This is a genomic window from Leuconostoc lactis KCTC 3528 = DSM 20202 (assembly GCF_014651235.1).
Lineage (GTDB): Bacteria > Bacillota > Bacilli > Lactobacillales > Lactobacillaceae > Leuconostoc > Leuconostoc lactis.
Genome location: NZ_BMWM01000015.1, coordinates 1 through 21,919, shown reverse-complemented (window position 1 = coordinate 21,919; position 21,919 = coordinate 1). Strand labels below are relative to the sequence as shown.

Sequence of the window (21,919 nt, the reverse complement as noted above, 5' to 3'; positions counted from 1 at the left end):
TTTACGTTATTTTAAAAGTAATGCCAATAATGCAATCGCTGCTGGCAAGCCTTGTACCAAAATAATCTTGCGGGCAGCCGTCAAACTACCATAAATAGCCGCAATCAGAATGAAGCCCATTTCCAGTGCCAACATCAAAACTTGTTGCTGACCTGACAATAAAAACATCGTGGCAAAGATTAACACACCAAGCAAACCATTATACACCCCTTGGTTACCAAGCAATGTCTTGACTTCAGGAATATCGACAATTTCCGGTTTCAGTTCAAACGCCTTTGCTTGTTGCGGTGTTGACCCAAAAACTTCAACAACCATAATGCCAATTGCTTCAATGGCGACTAGCGCCGTGATGACCAATGCTATCATTTATTCTCCTCCATTTTCTTCTGGTTTAATTTGTACCACAATTTTACCACGCGCGTGGTGCGTTTCACTACGTTCATGCGCTGCTCGAATGCCTGCCGTCGTCAATGGATAAACAGAATCAACGACAATTTTTAAGTCACCTGCGGCAATGTCGGCGGCTAATACGGCCAAATCTTGGCCGTTTGGTTGCAACCAACCTTCACGAACCGTCTTATCTGCTGTGGCCTTTTGCGCATCAGTTAATGATGCAGAAATTGTCACAAAGTGACCTCCAGGCTTCAAAATTGCTAACCCATTATCGACATCCCCAACCATATCAAAGACTGCATCATAATCTGATAACACGTCTTGAATGTTAGTGGTGTGATAGTCAATCACTTCATCGGCACCTAGACCCACCACAAAATCATGATTGGCTTGACTAGCCGTTGTGGCAACATAGGCCCCCATCTTTTTAGCCAGTTGAATGGCATAAATGCCCACACCACCAGCACCGGCTTGAATGAGCACTTTTTTACCCGCACTCACTTGCAGTTGTTGCAACATTTGTAACGCCGTTAAGCCAGCCAAAGGCACCGCGGCTGCTTCAGCAAAGCTCACGTTAACTGGCTTCAATGCCAATTTATCTGCTTTTACTGCCGTGTATTCAGCGTATGACCCATTACGCCCAATCGCGTCAATATCTGGCCGGGCAAAAACGGCATCCCCAACTTTAAAGCCGGTCACATTATCGCCAACGGCAACAATTTTCCCTGCCACGTCCCAACCAAGCACCACAGGAAATGCCCATTGAAACATTCGCTGTAACAAGCCTTCACGAGCCTTATAGTCAATCGGATTAATGCTAGTTGCAATGTTTTCGACCAACACTTCATCCGCTTGAATGGCTGGCACAGCTGTGTCAATCACTGTCAATTCATTTCGATCACCATATTGGTTAATCACTGCTGCTTTCATATCATTATCTCCTATTAAGCTAAATAGTTCGCAATCATTGGCAAAACAATTCCCGTGTGGGTTGGAAAGGCAAAAATTTGATCTTTAATGTCGGCACTCGTATAGCGTTTGTTAATCACTGGCACCAAAGCGTTAATGACTTCCGGTGCAAAATCACCAATTAAAGCAGCACCGACCAATTGTTGCTGTTGGTTCAGCACAATTTTAATGGCGGCGAGGGTATCATTTAACGTTTGGAAACGCATCACTTGTCCATAAGGAATCTCGATAACTTGTAAGTCGTCACGTTGAGCTGCTTCATCAGGCGTCACACCGACTTGGGCCACACGTGGCAACGTAAAGGCCACCGTTGGTACAACCGGATAAGTGATTGGTGTAGGATCTCCCAAGAGTACGCGGGCAATGTAGTGGGATTCAAAGGTTGCCGTTGGTGTCAATCGCGCAATTGGCTTTGAAATCACATCACCACTGGCGTAAATGTTAGGGACATTCGTTTGCAAATGATCATTCACCAAGACGCCTTGGCGGTCGTAGGCCACCCCAATAGTGTCTAAGCCAAGGCCATCAATATTAGCCACGCGCCCCGTGGTATCCATGACATATTCAGCTTCAAAGTGTTGCCCTTGTGCTGTTTCTACGGCATATTGCCCGTTGTCTAATACGGTCACGCTGGCGACAGCTTGACCAAAATTAAACTGAATCCCCTTGGCTGACATATCAGCCACAACTTTTTGCGCATAGTCCGCGTCAAAGCCATTCAACGCGCGGTCACCATATTCAATCAAAGTCACTTGGCTACCCGCTGCATGGGCGATTGACGCAAATTCCATCGCAATGTAACCCGCCCCAATAAAAATCATTGACTTTGGCATTTCTGGCAAATCCAAAAAATCGGTACTGTCATGCGTGAGTTCAGCACCCGTAATTGGTAGCTTTGCTGGGCGTTGCCCAGTCGCAATTACAAATTGATCAGCCTGATATTGGACATCACCCACCGTAATCGTTTGTGGGTCGATAAATTGCGCATGACCAGCAATAATATCAATGCCGTCAACAGATAGCATTTTTGCCAAACCATCGGACAACGGATCAATCACTTGATGCTTGTAAGCCATCAATTCTGGCCAAATAATATCAGGCGTGTCATTAATGCCAATACCGTGATAGTGGTGCAAATGATGCATCATTTCTGCAGGGCCATCTAACAAAATCTTGGCATTGCAGCCAAAGTTCGAGCAAGTTCCCGCGACTTTATTGGCCTCAACTAAGGCAACCTTCTTGCCAGCACGCGCGAGTGTTTGCGCACCGTGCCATGCTGCATGGCCACTACCAATAAAAATAATATCGTACATGATTATCCTTCTTCCTTTTCGGTTAGCATCGTTTGTAAAATTTGATTTAACGCTTGGTTTTCATGTAAAACTTCTTCAAGCGGTCGCCCACTTCGCGCCAATAACTGGTCGCGAATAGCATCGACCTCGGCCAGTATTTGTGCAAATAAAGGTTGTTTTTCAGCTGGCATCGCTAAGACCTTGGCCCGCTTATCAGTTGGACTGGGTGCCTTGTGCAACCATGACTTTTTGACCAGTTTATCAATGACTGGTGTGAGCGTGTTACTCGATAAATCCAGCGCCGCACCAATATCCATTAATTTCAACGGACCTTGTTGATGAATGATTAAAAGACTCATGTATTGCAAGTATGACAAATCATAAGGTTCTAATACACGACTATAAAGCCGATGAAAATAACGATTCGTGTTATAAACGGATAAACAAAGTTCATCATAAAGATAATCAGCTGGTGTCATATCTGTTAACGCCCCTTTCTGTCATGTAATTATATCGCATACGATATAAATTGCAAGTAAAACAAAAAAGGTTTGCCACTAACCCATCAATAGGCCATATTTTTGACAAAAAAAATAACGACAAACGTCGTTATGTGAGATGAATCTGTCGCCAGTCAATTTTTTCAAAATTATCTGCGTTCACGTGACGCAATAATTTAGCAATTGTATAATTCTGTAAACGGTTTTTGAAATCTTGTTCTGCGTCGTTGAAGACACTCAACACGTCGTCAATCGCGATATCCAATGCTTGTTGCACAGCCACTGTCGGTTGCTCGGAAGCTTGACTCAAGAAAATACGATCCGCTAGTTGCGTTGAATGAATGAAACTACCATCGCCCTCAATCGCTTCATAAACATCAAGTAATGTAATATCAGCAATCGGTCGCGCTAACTTAAAGCCACCCTCTTTACTCGCAATTGCTTCAACAATGCCTGCCACCACGAGCTTACGCATCGTCTTCTTCAAATAAGATTCCGACACTTCTAGGCGATTACTCAATAAGTAACTTTTCACTGGTAAACCGCCTTTTTGCAAAGCTAACATGACTAATACCACTAAGCTTTGCTCCACTGCATTTGACATTTTCATAATTCTCTCCATCTCCCCCAAAAATTCCGGCTCTCCACAACCGGCAACTATTAGTTTGTTGTTTCCGTTTGGTTTGGCCAAATTAGCGCATTGTGCTGAAGCTTCCAATGGTAAACGCCCCATGTCAGCACCATTGACACCACACCAATGGTTAATAGCACCGCTAAATCACCACCAACATGACCGCCAATTGAAATGACTTCACGGAAGGCATGCACTGAATAAGTCATCGGCATCCATGGATGAATGGCTTGGAAGAAGCCATTTGATAACTCGATTGGATATGAACCAGCACTCGCACTTAATTGTAGCACCAACGCCACAATCATGAGACCAGAACCTAATTTACCAAACATGATACTAAAGAGCAAGACAAATTGATTAAAGGCAAATGCGACGACTAATGCCACAATGTACAGCATGACCACATTTTCTGGATGTAAGCCATCTACCAACAGCAATAATGTGGTCATAATAAGCGCTTGCGCAATCCAAACGGGGATATTCACCGTTTGTTTATCGGCCCACCAAGCAAAGCCACTGCGTGGCTTCTTAGCAACTGTCACAAAGTCATAAATTGCACTAAACGTAATCATACCGACAAAGAGGCCAACTGACATCATATAAGGCGTCATCCCTGTCCCGTTATTATCCACATTCGAGTAGTTCTTTTGGGTTTGCTTAACAGGTTGTGTCAAGGCCTTCACGTTACTTGGTTGACTATGAATCTGCTTAAGTTGAATAGCTCCATCCGCAAGCTTGGCTGCTAACGTCATCGTGCCATCTTGCGCTTGTCCCAAAGCAGAAACTGCTTGGGCAGTACCCGTCGTTAGCTGTTGCGCGCCTTGGTCCAATTGACCGGCACCCGTCGTCAACTGACCATTTTTAGCTGTCAGTTGCCCAAGAACACGATTTAATTGCGTGGCACCAGCAGCAAGTTGGCCATTTCCTTGTGCCAACTGACCAGCACCTGCTTGCAACTGTGCAGCTGCTGTCGTGACTTGTTGTTGACCAGCATTAACTTGACCAGCACCAATTGCTAATTTTTGCGCTGCTGGCACAAAGTGTTGCGACAAGAATTGGCTGACTTGCGTTAAGCTACCGTTTAAGCCATCAATGGCCGCTTTATTGCCGGCTTGTAATTGCGCTAATTTCGTTTTGAAACCATCAAGTTGTGGTAGCAACGCCTTGAGTTGCGCCAAACTGTCTGCAGCTTGGCGACTTTGCGCTAAATGGCCTTTCAGACTATTAGTCGTTGCGCCAAACAATTGGGCCATATCTGGATTAGTGGCTAGAAAAGCTTGAAATTTTTGATCGTTTTCTAGTTGTGCAATATCTGTGCTTGCCCCCGTCAAGCCAACTTTCAAGTCTTGTCCGGCTTGCATCATCGCTTGGGTATCAGGTGTTTCAGGTAATTTGATGGCATTCACAGACTGAGTCAATCTTGTCAAACCATCTTCTAAGGCCTTTAATTGAGATGCCTTTGCCGTTTGCCCTTTGACAATCCCATCACTCAATTCTTGTAACTTAGTGGCTAATTGTTGTGCGCCATCCGCAACTTGTTGACTCCCAGCTGCTAACTTTGGTGCATTTTGCGCTAATTGCGACGTTCCTGCTGCTAATTGATCGGCCCCATTAGCAGCTGTTGCCGCACCACTAGCAAGTTGACCAGCACCACCGTTAGCTTGGGCGACACCTTGTGTGTACTGTGCTAAACCTGTTGCCAAAGTTGAAGTGCCTTGTGATAAGGCTTGCGCCCCATTGTTGAGTTGGCGACTACCATCAGCTAATTGACCCAAGCCATTATTAAGCTGACGAGCCCCATCCGAACCAGCTAGAAAACCTTTTTGAGAAGCTGCTGTTGCTGACAAAATTGTCTTATTATAGACACTTTGCAATGAGCGGTTGACACTATCTTGAATCTTAACCGCCGCCGAACTCGTCATTTTTTCTGCAATAAAACTTTGGCCGGCATTTTGGGCAATGGCAATTTTAGCATACTTGGGTTGATCACTCAGTAATGTCCCCGCATTACGTGTAAAGTTCTTAGGAATCGTAATGGTCATATAATAATGACCAGATGCTAATCCATCCCAAGCCTGTTGCGAGGAAACTTCCCGCAATTTTAATGGTTGTTCTCGCAGTAACTTATCCGTTAAGTCTTGTCCCAAATGTTGCGTCTTACCGTTAATCTTGGCCGGCTGATCATTATTCACAATGGCTACCGGCAAATGATCTAATCTACCGTAAGTATCCCACAATGATGACAGGAAAATTACAGCATAAATACTTGGAATCATGGCAATTCCAACTAATAATAATTTTAATCCACGCAGCTTACCAATTCGCTGCCATTCTTCACTTTGCCAAAACTTCATGCGCTGCCTCTTTTTTCGTGTACTTTTTTATCTATGGATATATTATATACACGGATAAGACGAATTGCAAACAAAAAAAGCAAAATTTCTTTTGCTTTTCTGTCACTGCTATTAAGTTTAAATCATGTCAATCAAAAGTTGCTTGATTTCAGCCAAGCTTGGTTGGCGTGGGTTACCAGGCGTGCACTGGTCGTTGTAGACAAGGTCTGTCAATTGATCAACACTCTTCATCAAAGTAGCTTCAGTAACGCCGTTTTCTGACAATGTCAAATCAACGTCAATTGACTTAGCCAAATCCTTCACTGCGGCAATCAATGATTCTACCAATTCAGCATCTGTGTTACCCTTCAAGCCAAGGTAGCGGGCGATATCAGCATAATCCTTTTGTGCTGTGTATGTTTCATATCGAGGATATGGTGTGCGCTTAACGTTACCTGTCACAGCGTTGAACTTAATCACGTGTGGCATAGCAATCGCGATTGACAAACCGTGAGCCAAACCGAATTCACCACCGATCTTGTGTGCAAGTGAGTGGTTGATACCAAGGAAGGCGTTGGCAAATGACATACCAGCAAGTGTTGAAGCATAGTGCATCTTCGTACGTGCGTTTTGACCTTCCTTTGTTGGGTTCTTTGGATCGTAGTTGTATGATGTTGTCAAGTTTTCAAAAATCAACTTGATAGCTTCCAAAGCCCATGGACGTGTGAATTCTGACGCCATCACTGAAACATATGATTCAAAGGCGTGTGACAAAGCATCCAATCCTGAGAAGGCAACTGTACGCTTTGGCACAGTCATGACGAATTCTGGGTCGACAATAGCGACTTCTGGTGTCAATTCATAATCGGCCAATGGATACTTCACGTGTGTTTCATCGTCTGTGATAACGGCGAATGGTGTCACTTCAGAACCAGTACCTGATGTTGTTGGAATGGCAACCATTTGTGTCAAACGCGCGTGGTAGAACTTCACGATACGCTTACGGATGTCCATGAACTTTTGTTGCAATTCCATGAACAATTCCTTGATACCTTCTTCGTCTGACAAAATACCTTCGTGACGTGTTGAGTATTCGTACAAGAAGCGACCAATCTTACCGGCATCAAGCGCTGAACCACCACCAAGCAAGATAACAGTATCAGGCTTGAAGTCAGCCATTTGACGTGCAATTTCAACCGCTTGTGACAATGTTGGGTCTGGTTGTACTGAGCCATAGATTGATGTTTCAACTTGTTCTTGACGCAATTCTAATTGGCTCAAAACCTTGCCAACGAAGCCGAATTGTACCATACCTGGATCGGCCACGATGAAGGCACGCTTAACTGATGGCAAATCTTGCAAATAAGTGATTGCGTTAGCTTCGTAGTAAACTTCCTTTGGCAAACGAATCCACTGTGGACGGTTACGACGACGCGCCACTGTTTTAATATTAAGCAAATCGTATGTTGACAAGTTGTGAGACAATGAATTCTTCCCCCATGATCCGGTACCAAGCGTCAATGATGGGCGCATAGCATCTGTATAGATATCACCGACACCACCGATTGAATCTGGTTGGTTAACCAAGATACGTGATGCACCGATAGCATCAGCATATTCCTTAATAAATGGATCATCTTGTGATCCGATTTGAATAGCCGCGTTGTGTCCGGCACCTTGATAGTCTAAGAGTGCTTGTACAGTGTCGATAGCTTCTTCACGTGTGTCGACCTTATAAAGTGACAATAATGGTGATAGCTTTTCTGATGACAAGGCTTCACCAATGTTCTTGCGGTCTAATTCAAACAACAAGACATCCTTACCTTCAGGAATCTTAACACCAGCTTGTTCAGCAATCCAACGACCTGACATACCAGCAACTGGACCAGCAACACCAAAGCCTTCTGCATTTGGCTTGAAGACGAAGTCAGCAATCTTCTTGTAGTCCTTCTTAGGTACCAAGTAAGCACCTTGTTCTTGCAACTTTTGCAAAATTTCATCATAAACAGGGGCTTGGATAACCGCTGAGTTTTCAGTAGCACAGATCATACCGTTATCAAAACGCTTTGACAACAACAAGTCAGATACCGCACGGTCTGTGTCAACAGTTGCATCGATATAAACCGCACCGTTACCGGCACCAACCCCCATTGAAGGGTTACCTGACTTCAAGGCTGCGTTAACCATTGATGGGCCACCAGTAGCCAAGATTGAGGCAATACCTGGGTTTTGGATCAAAGCTGTTGTCGCATAAATTGATGGTGTTTCAATCCATTGGATGAAGTTCTTAGGTGCGCCAGCCTTCACCGCTGCTTCATAAACAATTTGTGCAGCGTGTGCTGAAGCCTTTTGTGCTTGTGGATGGAAAGCAAAGATAATTGTGTTACGTGTCTTTGCTGTCAACATTGCTTTAAAGATTGTTGTTGACGTTGGATTAGTTGTTGGTACGATACCAGCCAATACACCAAGTGGTGCAGCTAATTCAACCTTTCCTTGGATTTTATCTTCACTAATGACACCAACTGTCTTATCAAACTTGATGGCGTTATAAACAGATTCTGAAGCAAAACGGTTCTTTGTATCCTTATCTTCAACAACTCCACGACCAGTTTCGTCGTGTGCTTCGTGCGCCAATAGCAATGAGTTTTCTGATCCAGCCAATGCCATTGCTGCAACAATCTTATCAACTTGTTCTTGTGTATATGTTGAGAATTCAGCCAAAGCCTTTTGAGACTTTTCAACCAATTCTGCTGTCATTTTTTCAGCTTGTGCTTGTAATTCCGCCTTTTCTTCTGGCGTCAAAGCCTTCTTTGCGGGCTTCTTTTCATTTGAGTCTACCATAATGACTACTCCTTTTATCGTTTGCTCATTTATTAACAATATAAGTATATAACAGCCTGGTTTAAAATGCAAGTTTTTCAGAAACATTTTTTAAAACGTTGATTAATCAGAATTTTAAAACAATTTTATCGCTATTATATTTTTGTGCATTTATATACAATGTCAATTAAAAAGGCGAATTGATCACAAAAATTACTGTTAACAACCCGAATAAAACAACATATAAAGAGCGTAGCGCTAAATAGCGCTACGCTCTTTATATAGATATGCTTAATGGAATACCATGCCACCGTCAACAACAATTGTTTGCCCAGTCACATAGTTAGAATCTTCTCCAGCTAGGAAACTCACGACATTAGCAACATCTTCAGGTTCACTCAAACGACCAAGCGCAATCCCATCAGAGAATTGTGCCATCCCCCACTCATCATCTTTGCCAGCATTTTGCCCGACTTCGTGCGCAATGTCCCACATCATTGGTGTTTTAACAATTCCTGGCGCAAAGGCATTCACCGTGATACCAAATTCAGCTAATTCCTTAGCTGTGGTTTGAGTAATACCGCGAATCGCAAATTTCGTTGAACCATACGCCGTCAAATTAGGATTTCCTTGTACGCCCGCTTGAGATGTTGCGTTAATAATTTTACCGCCGTGTCCAAGTGACATAAAGGCATCCGCGGCTGCCTGTGTCCCCCAGACTACACCATTCACATTAATCCCCCAAGTCCAGTTCATATCTTCTTCAGTAACCGACATAATTGGCGTTGTTGGTGCCACGCCTGCGTTATTGACGATAACATTGAATTCACCAAATTTTTCTTTTGTTTCAGCAACTGCTGCAAAAACCTCCGCGCGTTTTGCTACGTCTGCCTGAATCGCAATGGCTTCGCCACCGTTGTCGTTAATCTTATCCGCTACTTTCTGCACTTTGTCTAAATGACGGCCAACAACTGCTACCTTAAAGCCATCCTTAACCAATCGTTCCGCAATCGCTTGTCCAATACCTTGTCCAGCTCCTGTTACTAATGCTACTTTCGTCATCTTTTAATGCCCTCCTCTTGATAACTATTTCACAAACAATATACACCTTATATGTGAATTTGTAAACAATTACGCTTACATGTTGTTACTGCTATAATAAATGCAAGACAATTAATTGGAGAAATGTATGTATTATCTGGATGGTCAATTTTACCAACTTGGGTTGAAGCAAAAAATCAGTTTCTTTGCCATTTCCCTGATGCTTAATTCGTTTGGTAATGGTTTAAGTGTCGCAACAGCCATGGGTTCTGCACCGTGGACAGCTGGTGCGGCCAACCTTGCGCATCTCACCGGTTGGCAAATCGGGATTTTCCTGGCCCTATTTGCCACATCGATTGCCTTTTTAAATATGTTTCTCGCCATGAACTTTAATTGGATCCGTTTTACAGGAAATGTACTCTTTGGACTATCTTTTAGTTTGTTGGTCGGCATCTTTGCGGCTTTTTTCGTTAAATTAGGGGTTGATGCCATTGCTTGGTATTGGCGTTTATTGCTCGATGTTTTTGCCATTTGGACGATCGGGGTTGCCATTTCCATTTATCAACGCGTGAATTGGGTCTTACACCCCCTAGACGACTTAACGAATATTTTGCGTTTTGACTATTTTCATGGTGATGCTTCAAAAGCTCAGATGAGTAATTTCATCGTCGCGATTGGGATTTCATGCGTGGCCTTTCTCATTAGCCATCAAATTGTCGCGCTTGGCCTGGTCACACTCGTCTCATTCTTTTTTCAAGGTCGCAATATCGCTTGGGCTGACCGCCATATCTTTAAACATCTTGTTCACGGCGATGTCCGTGGTGACTAAAAAAGCAACGGCCATCTTGGCCGTTGCTTTTTATATTAACGATAACGCTGACTTGTACTAGTTTTTCCTAGCGACAGCCAAGCTGTCAGTAATAAACTCACCATCCCTGGTAACCACCACATTTTCATCAATATTGGTAATTGCAAGTGATCGATTAACAATAGACTGACAAATAAAATATTCAGGCTCAACGGCACAACTTGCCACCACCCTGAATAACCCATATCATGTAATCTTCTCGTGTATAAAGCTACGGTTGGCAAAACAACAATGGTTGACATAAAACACGATACCATCACAACAAGCATCACCGTTGCTTCAACCGCACTGGTTTCCGTTTGCGCCGCAGCTTGTCGCCCAAAAAAAGCACCTAGCCGAGCGACTACCACAATGATGCTAGCCACAATAACAGACACACTCCCCCAAAACCACACAACCCAATTGAACGCACGACGTGAACTTGTCCCACGAAAATTGGTATACTGCTTAAAAAAGTCAGCTAAGGCCCCCCACGCTGTCATTACCTATTTCCCCCTTTGATAGCTTGCTATTCATTTTACCATATCTTAAAAAATTAAAAAAATTTTTCAATATTTTATTCACCTTGTTCACAGGATTTCAACCGTATCCCGCCATGATAAGATGCGGTTAACCGAGATAAAATGTTAAAATATGAAGATAATCCCTATGAATAAAATCACACAACCAAAGGCAGCAACTATGACCACAACGCCAATTGAAAAACCACGCATTACCATCACAAATGTTATCTGGAGTCTCGACCCCGAGACGCTAGCGGTGAAACTCCTATTAATCAAACGTGCAGACAGCCCTTTCCAGAATTTTTGGGCATTACCTGAGACTTGGTTACGTGTCGATGAGAGTGCCCACGAGGCCACTTTGCGGCTTGTTAAAGAAAAACTCGGTCTCGACTTGCCCAATGTCCACGCTGAACAGCTGGCAACATTTACCGAGCCTAACCGCTCGCCCGGCGAACGTGCCTTGTCACTCAGCTATATGACCTTCTTACCAAGTTATCCGACGCTCCAACCCGGGCCTGGTGCGCTGGATGCCCAGTGGTTTACGCTGAAAAAACACCCGTCAGGCTTATTTAGCTTCAAGTATCAGGATTTAGCTTTCCAAACACTCGTTGCCGATGACTACATCACCCACCAGGATCCAACCAAGCGTCTCGCTTTTGACCACAATTGGATGCTCACCGTCGCTACTCAGCGCATTATCAATAAATTAGACTATCAACCGACCATTTTGCTGATTTTGGGATCGGACTTTACACTCAAAATGGCGCGCCATGTTTTTGAAAGTTTTGGTAAAAAAGAGCCTGATAATTCTAACTTTTTACGGAATCATCAACATTTACTGCGGCCACTTGGTTCAAGTAGCCAAAATCGCCCCGGTCGTCCAGCCAAAAAATATCAGTTGCTTATTCAATAACGCTAGTGTACAATCGCCTTAATTAATAAAAGTAAAAAATACTTTTATTAGCAAAGAAGGAGATTTTATCATGGTCAATTCAAAACGTCTGTTGCTCGTCGTCGGCACTGCCTGGATGATTGATGCGCTAGACGTCGCTTTATTGTCGTTTATGATGCCCCTATTGAAGGCAGAATGGACGCTAAACGAGACCCAACTTGGGTTAGTCGGCGCCATCACGTCTGTGGGGATGATGATTGGTGCGTTGTTGTGTGGTAAATTATCGGATCGTTTTGGGCGCAGACGCGTCCTGATGTGGACGCTCGTCCTGTTTTCTTTGAGTAATTTAGCGCTGGCTTTTGCCCCAAACCTGGCTTGGTTTATGGTGATTCGCTTTATTACCGGAGTTGGTTTAGGTGGTGAACTACCCGTTGCAGCAGCCCTGATTGCGGATCACTATACCGGTACCAAGCGCCATCAAATGTTGGTATTGGTGGATAGCTTTTGGGCTTATGGTTGGATTATCGCTTCACTGATCGCGTTTTTAATTATCCCCCACTTCGGCTGGCGCACAGCGGCACTCTTAACCGCTAGTTTGTCGCTTTATGCCTGGTATCTCAGGCATCATCTCCCAGAAGATACAATCGCGCCCAAGCAACAAACAACACCCGCCTTTCGGACATTATGGTCACCCGAACACCGCTGGCCATTGCTTAATATCAGTCTCGTCTGGTTCATCATCATGTTAACGTACTATGGGATTTTCCTATGGTTGCCAAGTGTGTTGGTTTTACGCGGTTTTTCCGTTGTGCGCTCACTTGGTTATACCCTAGGGATGAGCATTGCCCAATTACCCGGTTACTATTTAGCCGCTTATCTCTTAACTAAAATCAACTTAAAAAAATTACTCAGTATTTATCTGCTGGGAACAATCGCTGCCAGTCTCGTTTTTGGTCTGGCACACAGCACGCCAGTGATTCTGATTGCTGGTGCTTGGTTATCGTTCTTTGATCTTGGTGCCTGGGGCATTCTGATCGCCTTAACACCCAGCCTCTTTCCCCAAACCATTCGTGGTACTGCGATGGGGTCAGCCCAATCTGTTGGTCGTTTAGGGGCAACCATCGGACCATTCTTGGTCGGCTGGTTACTCGATGCCAATTTTGGTATAGGTGGTGTTTTTGGTCTCTTTGTTGGCCTACTATTGATAGCGGTGGCACTTGCTCAGAAGTCAATAAATTGGACTATTTTTATTCAGTTACTTAGGCAACATTTGAGATACGATTGCGATTATAAAAATTGATATACCAACCAATGGCTGCTTGGACTTCAGTTAATGTTTGGTATGCCTTCAAATAAACCTCTTCACGCTTCAATATTGAATGAAACGCTTCCATACGGCCATTATCGTATGGATGTCCTTTGAGTGAATAAGAATGTTTCAAGCCATAATTTTGGCATTTAATATTAAATTCAGCACTCGTGTATTGTGACCCCATATCTGAATGAATAATTAATGGCTTTCGATGCTTATCTAACGCCATCTGTAAGGCACTTGTGGCTAGCTCGGCTGTCATTGTATCGCCAATTTTATAGCCCAATACTTTTCTCTTCTCAGGATCCAAAACGGTCGCTAAATAGACCCATTTGTGGTTAGTCAACTGAATATAAGTGATATCTGTTTGCCAAACACCACTCAAATCATGCAAGTGTCTAATCAGATTGGGCTTTTGATCGACCGTCACCACAGTTTTTGGCTTGCGATAACGTTTTTGCATGCGTGATCTAATCCCTGATTCACGCATTAATTTGAGTGTCATATATTCAGATATTTTTGGACAGTCATTGTTTAGGTGACTATAAGCAGCAATACGACGATAGCCATAAAGTTTAAAGGTTTTCCAAACGTCTAAAATATAAGGTTTCAGGGATTCTCTACGCTTTGCTTGTCGACTGGGCTGCCAATGGCGCCAATTGTAATAGGTACTAGATTTGATTTTAAGTGCACTTAAAATACGCACAAGCGCGTAGCCTTGTGCTAAAAATTGATTAACTAGCGGCAATCCCACATTACGGACTATTTTTTGGCTAGTAAGATGGCCGCTCGCTTTAAAATTTCGTTTTCTTCCTCCAAAATAGCGAGGCGCTTCTCTAGTTGCTTGACGTCTTTTAAAGTCTTTGACTGACCCTTGATCATGATTGGGGTAGCTTGTTTAACCCAAATAGCAATAGAATCTTTTGATGGTCCAAACTCTTCTGCTAATGATTTGAGTGAACGGCCTTCTTGGTGAAGTTTAACCAATGAATCTTTGAAATCTTGTGAATAACGAATTGACATAAAAATACGCCTATACTTTCATTTTACGGACTGAATAAAACTTACTAACATTAAAGGTGAAGATTAATCTCGACGGAGATAGTCTTCACCTATTTTTGATTTATTCTAAAATAGGTTGTGAAGCATAGGTCGCGGATTTTTTTGGCACTGGATGTCGTGAATAAAAGTGGCCGTTTCACTGGCGTTACCACACAATTTGTTCTTAGTAAGTTAGACGCTAGACGTCGTGTATAGAAAATTAGATGGTGATGGCTACCAGTGACTGTTTCAATAAATTATTCTTTGGAGGTGCACTCATGCACGCTGTTATTGGTATTGATGTTTCGAAGGCAACCAGTCAAGTTGCCGTCGCTGTTGATGGTAAGGTTGTACAGAATTTTAAGATCACCCATGATGTCTTTGGGTTCAATCAGTTAAATACGGTCATTATGCAGTTTGATACGTTCCCAGATATCGTGTTTGAGGCGACAGGCGTTTATTCGAGACGTTTAAAAACTTTCTTAGAGGCCCACAATTATCCTTATACTTACCTGAATCCTTTGACCGCTAAAAAGCAATTGGATCAATTACGTCCTAACAAAAATGATCTTAACGATGCCAAGCATTTGGCGGAAACGCAATTCATTTTAAAGCGTGCTAAAAGTTACGTCCAGAATCCGATTTATATTGAACTACAAGATATGAGTCGTTTTTACCAACAGTTAAACCACGATATTGTGTCCGCTAAAAATCGGCTACATCGTTTGCTTCAATTGACTTTCCCAGAAATTGAAACTTTGTTTTCAACTACCGATAGCCAACAATATTGGGAGATTGTGTCGTTAATCCCTCATGCCACAATGGCTAAGCATTCACGACAAACGTTATCCGATACGATTCAAAGCAGCGTCAGTCGTCAAATCGGTGTTGCGCGTTTAACACGACTCGTTGATAAACTAGTGGCGCTTGGCAGCCTATCAGCGCCTGCTGTTGCCGTTGCTTCGTATAATGTCACCGAGGTGCGTTATTATGCGCAGCGCTTAATTGCGTTATCTCAAAGCAAGGCCAATGTCTTAGCGATTATGGTTGATCAGACCAAAGATTTACCTGAATATGACATTTATCAGAGTATACCAGGATTTTCGGACAAAACAGTGGTTTCTCTAATCGCTGAATTAGGTGATTTGCATCGTTTTGCGACTAGTAACAAATTGAATGCCTTTGTCGGGATTGACTTACGATTTAATGATTCAGGTGATTATAAAAGTTCTGGGTTCATCACAAAGCGAGGTAATACAATCGCCAGAAAAGTGCTATTCAAAGCCATTAGTAACATTGCTAGTACGGCAACTTATGGTCATCAAAATCATATCAATGATTGGTATCAAAAGAAAAAGCAATCTTCAATGTCAAAGGGAACAAAGAAAATTGCTATTGGTGCGATGTCACGTCTCTTACGAACCATGCACTATCTAATTTTGAATAACCAATTGTACGATTACGATACAGCGTCAAAGCGCTAGAATTGTACATTTATAAGCCTAACATTTTGCAAAACCAATGTGAAGACATCGGTTTATTTTAGTAGTGCTTGATGACCAATTGCAGCATCATAAAAAGAAGCTAAATGCATTGAAACACTTGACTTCTGGTAGAAAAATAGTCCATTTTTTTAGTATAAGAGCACCATGGGCGGGGGCGTTTTATAAACACAAATATTAGGGGCATATGTACCTGATTTTTTAGTAATATATCATACTTTTTTAGCGAACTGGTCAACTAATTTACCACCCCTATAAATCCTAACGACATTGGTAATGACTTTATGTGATCCAAAAATTTCTATATTTTCATAAATCACTTATTGAATTTCAACTTATTTCTTTGTTTAGTTCGTTACATTTGTGTTTTCTTTCAGCATCAAATCATTGTCAAAGTATTCAATTATCAACAACGAATATCAGTCAGAAACAAATCAACCAAGAGAACAATAAAAAGTTTCTTTGAATCTGACAACAATAAATCTTCTTCCTATCGTTCATCAGGTTTCTTTATTACAAACAAAAAGCACTGCTTTTACTGCAATGCACGATGTCTTAAATGACTAAACTCACTGTTATGTGCTAGAGGCTTTAAAATGATGATGCCATTCAATTAAATTTGACTCTTGGTCCTTATAAATCGGTATATCAGACCTTTTTAAATAATGGTTTCATAATTATGGGTGCTATTATCGTTGAAATAATTACGGCAATAACAAACTCAGCTGACGTATCCTCATTAATAATCTGTGATGATATGCCTATTTGAATAATTACAAGAGCCATCTCGCCTCTAGAAATCATCCCCGCTCCTATTGCGTTTGCAACATTAACGTTTAAACCTGAAAACCTTGCACCCCACGCAGATCCGATAAATTTGGTAACAACAGCCAACGCACTAAATATTATAATAGCTGTTAGCTTGTTTCCTAATCCTTGAATTGCAACTCCAAGGCCAATAGATCCAAAAAATACAGGATAGAATAACCAATTACCAATTTTTGTACTTAAAACGCCAACCTTATCAGAAAAATCAAATTTTCTCAATACTATTCCTAACGCAAAAGCAAATAAGGGCAATAAACTATTTATCCCTAATGTACCGCCGCCTACAAAGACAGAGAACAATGTTACAGCAAACAAAGCAATTATATCGTCCAATACCGCCGCCGAAAGTATAATTGCCCCCATTGAAGTAGCTAATTTTTTTTGTTCAGCTAATACAGCCAATGTGATGGAAATAGAAGTTGCAGAGAAAACAACACCAGCAAATATAGAAGCTTGTATATTATATCCGAGCAATAAAAACGCAATCGGGAAAGCAATTATGGGTAATATCACCCCCATGGTTGCAATAAGTGATGAGGCCTTAATATATTTCTTCATTTCTTTTAAATCAGACTCTAAGCCCGAGTTTAGCATTAACAAGAAAATACCTGTCTCAGCAAACAAGTGAATGAAATAACTTGGTTCTACTATATTTAAACCACTGGTTCCTAAAATGATTCCAGACAATAATTGTCCAACAACTTCAGACAACCCAAACCAAGTGCCTATTTTCCCAAGTATAACCGTAATTATAACAAGCAACAAAATTAATAGATACTCCATTTTTTCTCCTAACTTTAAAAAGCCTCAAAAATAGCTAGTTCCCCGACTAACCATTCTTGAAGCTTACGCCCAACCGTTCAAATGTAATTACATTTACTATATCATATTTTTGATGTTCAAATCAAATTTGATTATTTAGTTAAATTTGACTTCTTTATTCTTGAAATTAATTTTTGTGATGTTCTAACACGACTGAATTCATGCTACTTTATCGACTCACTCATTATACAATCTTGCATATGGTCGCTCTATCTTACTGACTATGGCATTTAATTCGTTATTTAATGCCACAATATAGTTAGTTGGTGCTACAACATTGTAGAACTCTCCAAATGCTTTCTTTTCTCGATATTTGAGCTTGTACATGTCTTTTAACTCTGGTGTTAGTTTGAGACTAAACTCATCTAAAACACGCTTAATGTCACGTATAAACTGCTCATTGTCTCGTCTATACTGATTATTACTATCTGGGTATTCATCCATGTACTCAATCTGTAAATCTATCATCCCCATAAAATAACTTCTCAAAATTTCACGATTAGTCCATTGGTTTGTCATAGGTTGCCTCATTGTAAATACGATCATCTATAAATATTATACTGTATATATACAATTTATTTAAGTATATATGCTATTTATGTACCACATTTTTATTTATGTGCTATTCTGTACCATTTAGCCAAATAAAAAACGGCTTAAACGCCGTTACACTGCTTACTTGCTTATTTAAAATGTTTCCCATTTTGTGTGAAATGCTATGAAATACAGTGCAACGTTTTTCATAAGAAAAGGCGCTACATCAAGGTTTTTACAACCTTATGCAACGCCATGAAATGCTAAATGGAGAAGAAGGGATTCGAACCCTCGCACGCTTTAACACGTCTACACCCTTAGCAAGGGCGCCTCTTCAGCCGCTTGAGTACTTCTCCATAACAGATACTATCATACCAAACATAGCTGATAGTATCAAGCGTTTTCATCGATTTGCGCACGATGATCACGTTACTCAAGTGACAATGACTGACATCGTAGGCTAATTAGCCCGTTCTTAGGCGTTTTTAAGTTGGCGTCGGTAGGCCATTAGGTCATGTGAAATATCCTTTGTTGCCGCATAGACTTGTTGATAAATCGCATACACTTGCTCATAGTTAGCCACTGCTTCGGGATTTGGTTCATAAGTTGCGCCAAATGGAATAATTTCACTCGCCGCGTGCTGAACTGAATCATACCAACCTAATCCTGTTGCCGCAATCATAGCAGCACCTAAACCTGGACCTTGTTCGTTGGCCAGTGTGACAACCTTCTTGTTGAAGATATCAGCTTGAATCTGCAACCACAAAGGACTCTTAGCCCCACCACCAATAGCAACGACTGTATCAAATTCAGCGCCTTCACGATCATAAATCGTCATAATGTCTTTAAAGCTGAAAATAATGCCTTCCAACACTGCACGAATAAAGTCAGCACGTTGATGGGTGCGATCAATTCCAGTAAAGCTACCACGAATGTCCGCATCTGGATAAGGCGTCCGTTCACCAGAAATATACGGCGTAAAGATCAATCCGTTCGCCCCAACTGATGATTCAGCCGCGGCATTCACCCATTCTGCAAACGGGATGTCTTGTCCAAAGACAGACTTGAACCAAGCGTTGGCATCCCCGGCTGCCAACGTCACGCCCATTGAATAGAAAGTATTCGGAATGGCGTGATTAAAGAAGTGAATATCTCCGCGATAATCCACATCTGGCTGTGCTTCAAATTTAGCCACCACGCCTGATGTCCCAATCGATGACATCACCATATTTGGTTGTAATAAGCCAGCACCCACAGCACCCGCTGCATTGTCGGCCGCGCCCACCAAACACTTTTGTATCGGTTGTTAAGCCAGAGAATGAGGCGTATGTGTCTGAAATATATCCAGCTAAGTCTGTTGATTCAATTAATTCTGGGAAGAATGAAGCTGGTAAATCAAATGCTTCTTGTACTTCTTTTGACCATGTCTTACCGGCAACGTCCAGCGCGACTGTCCCCGCCGCATCTGAATAATCCATCGCCAACTTACCGGTCATCCGGTAACGTAGATAATCCTTTGGCAACAAGAATGTTTTCGCTTGCTTGAAAATTTCTGGTTCGTTTTCTTTAACCCAAAGAATCTTAGGTAATGTGAAACCTTCCAAAGCATGGTTACGCGTAATGGCGACAAACTTGTCTGCCATCTTATCCGCAATTTCTTGCGTTTGCTTTGTCGTGCGGGTATCATTCCACAAAATTGCTGGACGCAGCACTTGATGGTGCTCATCTAATAAGACAAGCCCATGCATTTGGCCCGAATAAGAGATGCCCGCAATATCTTCTGGCTTAATGCCGTCCTTTAAAATTAAGTTCACAATGGCAACCGTTGTCCCATTCACCCAATCTTCAGGATTTTGTTCAGACCAGCCGGGATGTGGCTGTGACAGTGGGTAATCAAAACTTTGCTGCGCAACAATTTGACCCTCACGATCCACAGCAGAAACTTTAACAGATGATGTGCCAAGATCGACACCTAATACAACTTGTGTCATAATTTTTCTCCAATTGACTTTAATGACTAAAATTATTCGCATGCAGTAATACTGATAATCATGGTAAATTTTATCCTGCATGCTATGTACAAGGCATCGCAACGTCAGTTGCGATGCCTTTTCCCACACAACCAATTGCATCAGTTGTTGGCTAAATCGGTATATGTTAATTTTGATTGGAAATTTAATTTAAGGAGAGGAAATTATTTTTTAGGGAGGATATATAATCGGATTAATTTAAATGCTTACTTGCCCAACACTGAGAAAATGTAGTTGTTCAATGTGGCCTTAATTTGTTCTTGGCGACCTGACTTCAATGTTGCATTGATTTCGTCATCTGTCTTGTTTTCCGCATAAGCAGCCAGATCCTTCAATGTCACCTTACCAGCTTCAAAGTCTGCGCCAATACCTGAATCAAATGAAGCATAGCGTTCCTTCAAAATGTTTTCGATGACTTGATCTTCGATCAACTTAGCGGCCACCTTCAAACCGGCAGCATACGTATCCATACCAGCAATGTGAGCGTAGAAGAGATCTTCGAATTCGAAGCTCTGACGACGTGGCTTTGAATCGAAGTTCAAACCACCTGTTGGCAAACCACCATTCTTCAAGAATTCATACATGACCAATGTGGCTTCGTAAATGTCATTTGGGAATTCATCGATATCCCAACCAGTGAGCTTGTCACCCATGTTGGCATCAAGTGAACCAAGCAAGCCAGCTTCACGCGCAAAGCGAACTTCATGTTCATAAGTATGACCAGCTAAGTAAGTGTGGTTACCTTCCAAGTTTAACTTGAATGTGTCTTCCAAACCATATGTCTTTAAGAACGCAATCGTTGTTTGCACATCAAAGTCATATTGGTGTTGTGTTGGTTCCTTTGGCTTTGGTTCAATCAAGAATTGACCTGTGTAACCAATTTCATCGGCATAGTCCTTAGCCAACTTGAAGAATGCTGCGATGTGGTCCAATTCACGCTCTGTGTCTGTATTCAAGAGGAAGTCATAACCTTCACGACCACCCCAGAAAACATAAGATTCTGAACCCAAACGCTTGGCGATGTCAAGTGAGTGCTTAATTTGACCAGCGGCATAAACAAAGACTTCGGCAAATGGTGTTGTTGCCCCACCAGCTAAGAAACGCTTGTTAGTGAAGAGTGAGGCTGTGTTCCAAAGCACCTTCTTGCCAGTTTCTTGCATCTTTTGTTCGATCTTGTCGATCACCTTGTCAAGGTTCGCATTTGTTTCGGCTAATGTCTTACCTTCTGGTGCCAAGTCGCGATCGTGGAAAGCAAAGTATTCAATACCTGTCTTGTCCAAAAATTCGAACATGTAGTCGACTTTTGCCAACGCTGCGGCCATTTCATCGCCGTCACCCGCATTATCCCATGGGCGTACTGCTGTGCCTTCACCAAACGGATCTGTCAAACGTTGATCCATTGTGTGTCAGTAGGCAACTGAAAACTTGAGCCATTCGCTCATCTTCTTGCCGGCAACAACTTCATCAGCGTTATAGTAATGGTACCCATCACCAGCTGTTAGTGACTTATTGCCAACATAAGTCACTTTTGGAAATGGCAGATTGCAAGAAATAACTTGAACGAATTTAGTGACGTAGATTAAGTAAGAAGATCTCGATTGGTGT

General features: G+C 42.1%; 17 protein-coding genes, 1 tRNA gene and 2 pseudogenes. 4 read left to right on the top strand and 16 right to left on the bottom strand.

Features of this window, described 5'->3' with window-relative positions; translation table 11 throughout:
- Nucleotides 1-6: 6 nt before the first annotated feature.
- The 8 genes from IE039_RS05370 to IE039_RS05335 form a co-directional block, all read right to left on the bottom strand.
- Complete coding sequence (locus tag IE039_RS05370; protein ID WP_010000758.1) at nt 7-366, bottom strand: DUF1304 domain-containing protein; 360 nt, start codon at nt 364-366, stop codon at nt 7-9.
- Complete coding sequence (locus IE039_RS05365) at nt 367-1,323, bottom strand: NADP-dependent oxidoreductase (protein ID WP_010004730.1); 957 nt, start codon at nt 1,321-1,323, stop codon at nt 367-369.
- A 14-nt stretch (nt 1,324-1,337) separates the two neighbouring features.
- Nucleotides 1,338-2,678, bottom strand: coding sequence for a dihydrolipoyl dehydrogenase family protein (locus tag IE039_RS05360; RefSeq protein WP_189428865.1), 1,341 nt, complete (start codon nt 2,676-2,678; stop codon nt 1,338-1,340).
- On the bottom strand, nt 2,678-3,133 hold the full coding sequence (locus tag IE039_RS05355; RefSeq protein ID WP_010004732.1) for a MarR family transcriptional regulator: 456 nt from the start codon (nt 3,131-3,133) through the stop codon (nt 2,678-2,680). Before IE039_RS05355 ends, IE039_RS05360 begins: the two co-directional genes overlap by 1 nt.
- Nucleotides 3,134-3,263: 130 nt before the next feature.
- Nucleotides 3,264-3,764 (bottom strand): RrF2 family transcriptional regulator, encoded by a 501-nt coding sequence (locus IE039_RS05350; protein WP_189428861.1) that lies wholly within the window; start codon nt 3,762-3,764, stop codon nt 3,264-3,266.
- A gap of 50 nt (nt 3,765-3,814) precedes the next feature.
- Nucleotides 3,815-6,142 carry a YhgE/Pip domain-containing protein gene (locus IE039_RS05345; protein WP_189428860.1) on the bottom strand — a complete coding sequence of 776 codons (2,328 nt, stop codon included), beginning with the start codon at nt 6,140-6,142 and terminating at the stop codon, nt 3,815-3,817.
- 117 nt (nt 6,143-6,259) lie between these two features.
- The gene (adhE, locus tag IE039_RS05340) at nt 6,260-8,962 is read right to left on the bottom strand and encodes a bifunctional acetaldehyde-CoA/alcohol dehydrogenase (RefSeq protein ID WP_010004806.1); all 2,703 of its coding nucleotides are present in this window, start codon (nt 8,960-8,962) and stop codon (nt 6,260-6,262) included.
- Between the two features lie 270 nt (nt 8,963-9,232).
- On the bottom strand, nt 9,233-10,003 hold the full coding sequence (locus IE039_RS05335) for a (S)-acetoin forming diacetyl reductase (RefSeq protein ID WP_055308486.1): 771 nt from the start codon (nt 10,001-10,003) through the stop codon (nt 9,233-9,235).
- 127 nt (nt 10,004-10,130) lie between these two features.
- Between IE039_RS05335 and IE039_RS05330 the strand changes: the two genes are divergently transcribed.
- Nucleotides 10,131-10,811 carry a DUF6198 family protein gene (locus tag IE039_RS05330; RefSeq protein WP_010000748.1) on the top strand — a complete coding sequence of 227 codons (681 nt, stop codon included), beginning with the start codon at nt 10,131-10,133 and terminating at the stop codon, nt 10,809-10,811.
- Between the two features lie 35 nt (nt 10,812-10,846).
- Here IE039_RS05330 and IE039_RS05325 read toward each other — a convergent pair whose 3' ends face one another.
- The gene (locus IE039_RS05325; RefSeq protein ID WP_010004805.1) at nt 10,847-11,332 is read right to left on the bottom strand and encodes a DUF805 domain-containing protein; all 486 of its coding nucleotides are present in this window, start codon (nt 11,330-11,332) and stop codon (nt 10,847-10,849) included.
- A gap of 199 nt (nt 11,333-11,531) precedes the next feature.
- On the opposite strand from IE039_RS05325, the gene IE039_RS05320 reads away from it, so the two are divergent.
- Both IE039_RS05320 and IE039_RS05315 read left to right on the top strand, forming a co-directional pair.
- A complete protein-coding gene (locus IE039_RS05320; protein WP_189428864.1) occupies nt 11,532-12,266 on the top strand; it encodes an NrtR DNA-binding winged helix domain-containing protein in 735 nt (244 codons plus the stop codon).
- Nucleotides 12,267-12,336: 70 nt separating this feature from the next.
- Nucleotides 12,337-13,545 (top strand): MFS transporter, encoded by a 1,209-nt coding sequence (locus IE039_RS05315; RefSeq protein ID WP_229782838.1) that lies wholly within the window; start codon nt 12,337-12,339, stop codon nt 13,543-13,545.
- Here the strand turns inward: IE039_RS05315 and IE039_RS05310 are convergent.
- Complete coding sequence (locus IE039_RS05310) at nt 13,505-14,263, bottom strand: IS3 family transposase (RefSeq protein ID WP_189428859.1); 759 nt, start codon at nt 14,261-14,263, stop codon at nt 13,505-13,507. The genes IE039_RS05315 and IE039_RS05310 overlap by 41 nt on opposite strands.
- A 56-nt stretch (nt 14,264-14,319) precedes the next feature.
- On the bottom strand, nt 14,320-14,580 hold the full coding sequence (locus tag IE039_RS05305; RefSeq protein WP_042252108.1) for a transposase: 261 nt from the start codon (nt 14,578-14,580) through the stop codon (nt 14,320-14,322).
- 296 nt (nt 14,581-14,876) lie between these two features.
- Between IE039_RS05305 and IE039_RS05300 the strand changes: the two genes are divergently transcribed.
- Nucleotides 14,877-16,082 (top strand): IS110 family RNA-guided transposase, encoded by a 1,206-nt coding sequence (locus IE039_RS05300; protein ID WP_189428858.1) that lies wholly within the window; start codon nt 14,877-14,879, stop codon nt 16,080-16,082.
- A 666-nt stretch (nt 16,083-16,748) separates the two neighbouring features.
- Here IE039_RS05300 and IE039_RS05295 read toward each other — a convergent pair.
- From IE039_RS05295 to xylA, 5 genes and pseudogenes are all read right to left on the bottom strand, one after another.
- Nucleotides 16,749-17,711, bottom strand: coding sequence for a cation:proton antiporter (locus IE039_RS05295; protein WP_009999925.1), 963 nt, complete (start codon nt 17,709-17,711; stop codon nt 16,749-16,751).
- Nucleotides 17,712-17,927: 216 nt separating this feature from the next.
- Complete coding sequence (locus IE039_RS05290; RefSeq protein WP_010002186.1) at nt 17,928-18,269, bottom strand: hypothetical protein; 342 nt, start codon at nt 18,267-18,269, stop codon at nt 17,928-17,930.
- 283 nt (nt 18,270-18,552) lie between these two features.
- Nucleotides 18,553-18,640: transfer RNA gene (locus IE039_RS05285), tRNA-Ser, on the bottom strand.
- Nucleotides 18,641-18,759: 119 nt separating this feature from the next.
- Nucleotides 18,760-20,275 (bottom strand): annotated as a pseudogene (gene xylB, locus IE039_RS05280) (xylulokinase).
- 245 nt (nt 20,276-20,520) lie between these two features.
- Nucleotides 20,521-21,867: pseudogene (gene xylA, locus IE039_RS05275) on the bottom strand (xylose isomerase).
- Nucleotides 21,868-21,919: the final 52 nt, after the last annotated feature.

Coding starts and splice junctions, on each gene's coding strand:
- IE039_RS05370 (WP_010000758.1), bottom strand. CDS start 366: ATGATAGCATTGGTCATCACGGCGCTAGTCGCCATTGAAGCAATTGGC.
- IE039_RS05365 (WP_010004730.1), bottom strand. CDS start 1,323: ATGAAAGCAGCAGTGATTAACCAATATGGTGATCGAAATGAATTGACA.
- IE039_RS05355 (WP_010004732.1), bottom strand. CDS start 3,133: ATGACACCAGCTGATTATCTTTATGATGAACTTTGTTTATCCGTTTAT.
- IE039_RS05350 (WP_189428861.1), bottom strand. CDS start 3,764: ATGAAAATGTCAAATGCAGTGGAGCAAAGCTTAGTGGTATTAGTCATG.
- IE039_RS05345 (WP_189428860.1), bottom strand. CDS start 6,142: ATGAAGTTTTGGCAAAGTGAAGAATGGCAGCGAATTGGTAAGCTGCGT.
- adhE (WP_010004806.1), bottom strand. CDS start 8,962: ATGGTAGACTCAAATGAAAAGAAGCCCGCAAAGAAGGCTTTGACGCCA.
- IE039_RS05335 (WP_055308486.1), bottom strand. CDS start 10,003: ATGACGAAAGTAGCATTAGTAACAGGAGCTGGACAAGGTATTGGACAA.
- IE039_RS05330 (WP_010000748.1), top strand. CDS start 10,131: ATGTATTATCTGGATGGTCAATTTTACCAACTTGGGTTGAAGCAAAAA.
- IE039_RS05325 (WP_010004805.1), bottom strand. CDS start 11,332: ATGACAGCGTGGGGGGCCTTAGCTGACTTTTTTAAGCAGTATACCAAT.
- IE039_RS05320 (WP_189428864.1), top strand. CDS start 11,532: ATGACCACAACGCCAATTGAAAAACCACGCATTACCATCACAAATGTT.
- IE039_RS05315 (WP_229782838.1), top strand. CDS start 12,337: ATGGTCAATTCAAAACGTCTGTTGCTCGTCGTCGGCACTGCCTGGATG.
- IE039_RS05305 (WP_042252108.1), bottom strand. CDS start 14,580: ATGTCAATTCGTTATTCACAAGATTTCAAAGATTCATTGGTTAAACTT.
- IE039_RS05300 (WP_189428858.1), top strand. CDS start 14,877: ATGCACGCTGTTATTGGTATTGATGTTTCGAAGGCAACCAGTCAAGTT.
- IE039_RS05295 (WP_009999925.1), bottom strand. CDS start 17,711: ATGGAGTATCTATTAATTTTGTTGCTTGTTATAATTACGGTTATACTT.
- IE039_RS05290 (WP_010002186.1), bottom strand. CDS start 18,269: ATGACAAACCAATGGACTAATCGTGAAATTTTGAGAAGTTATTTTATG.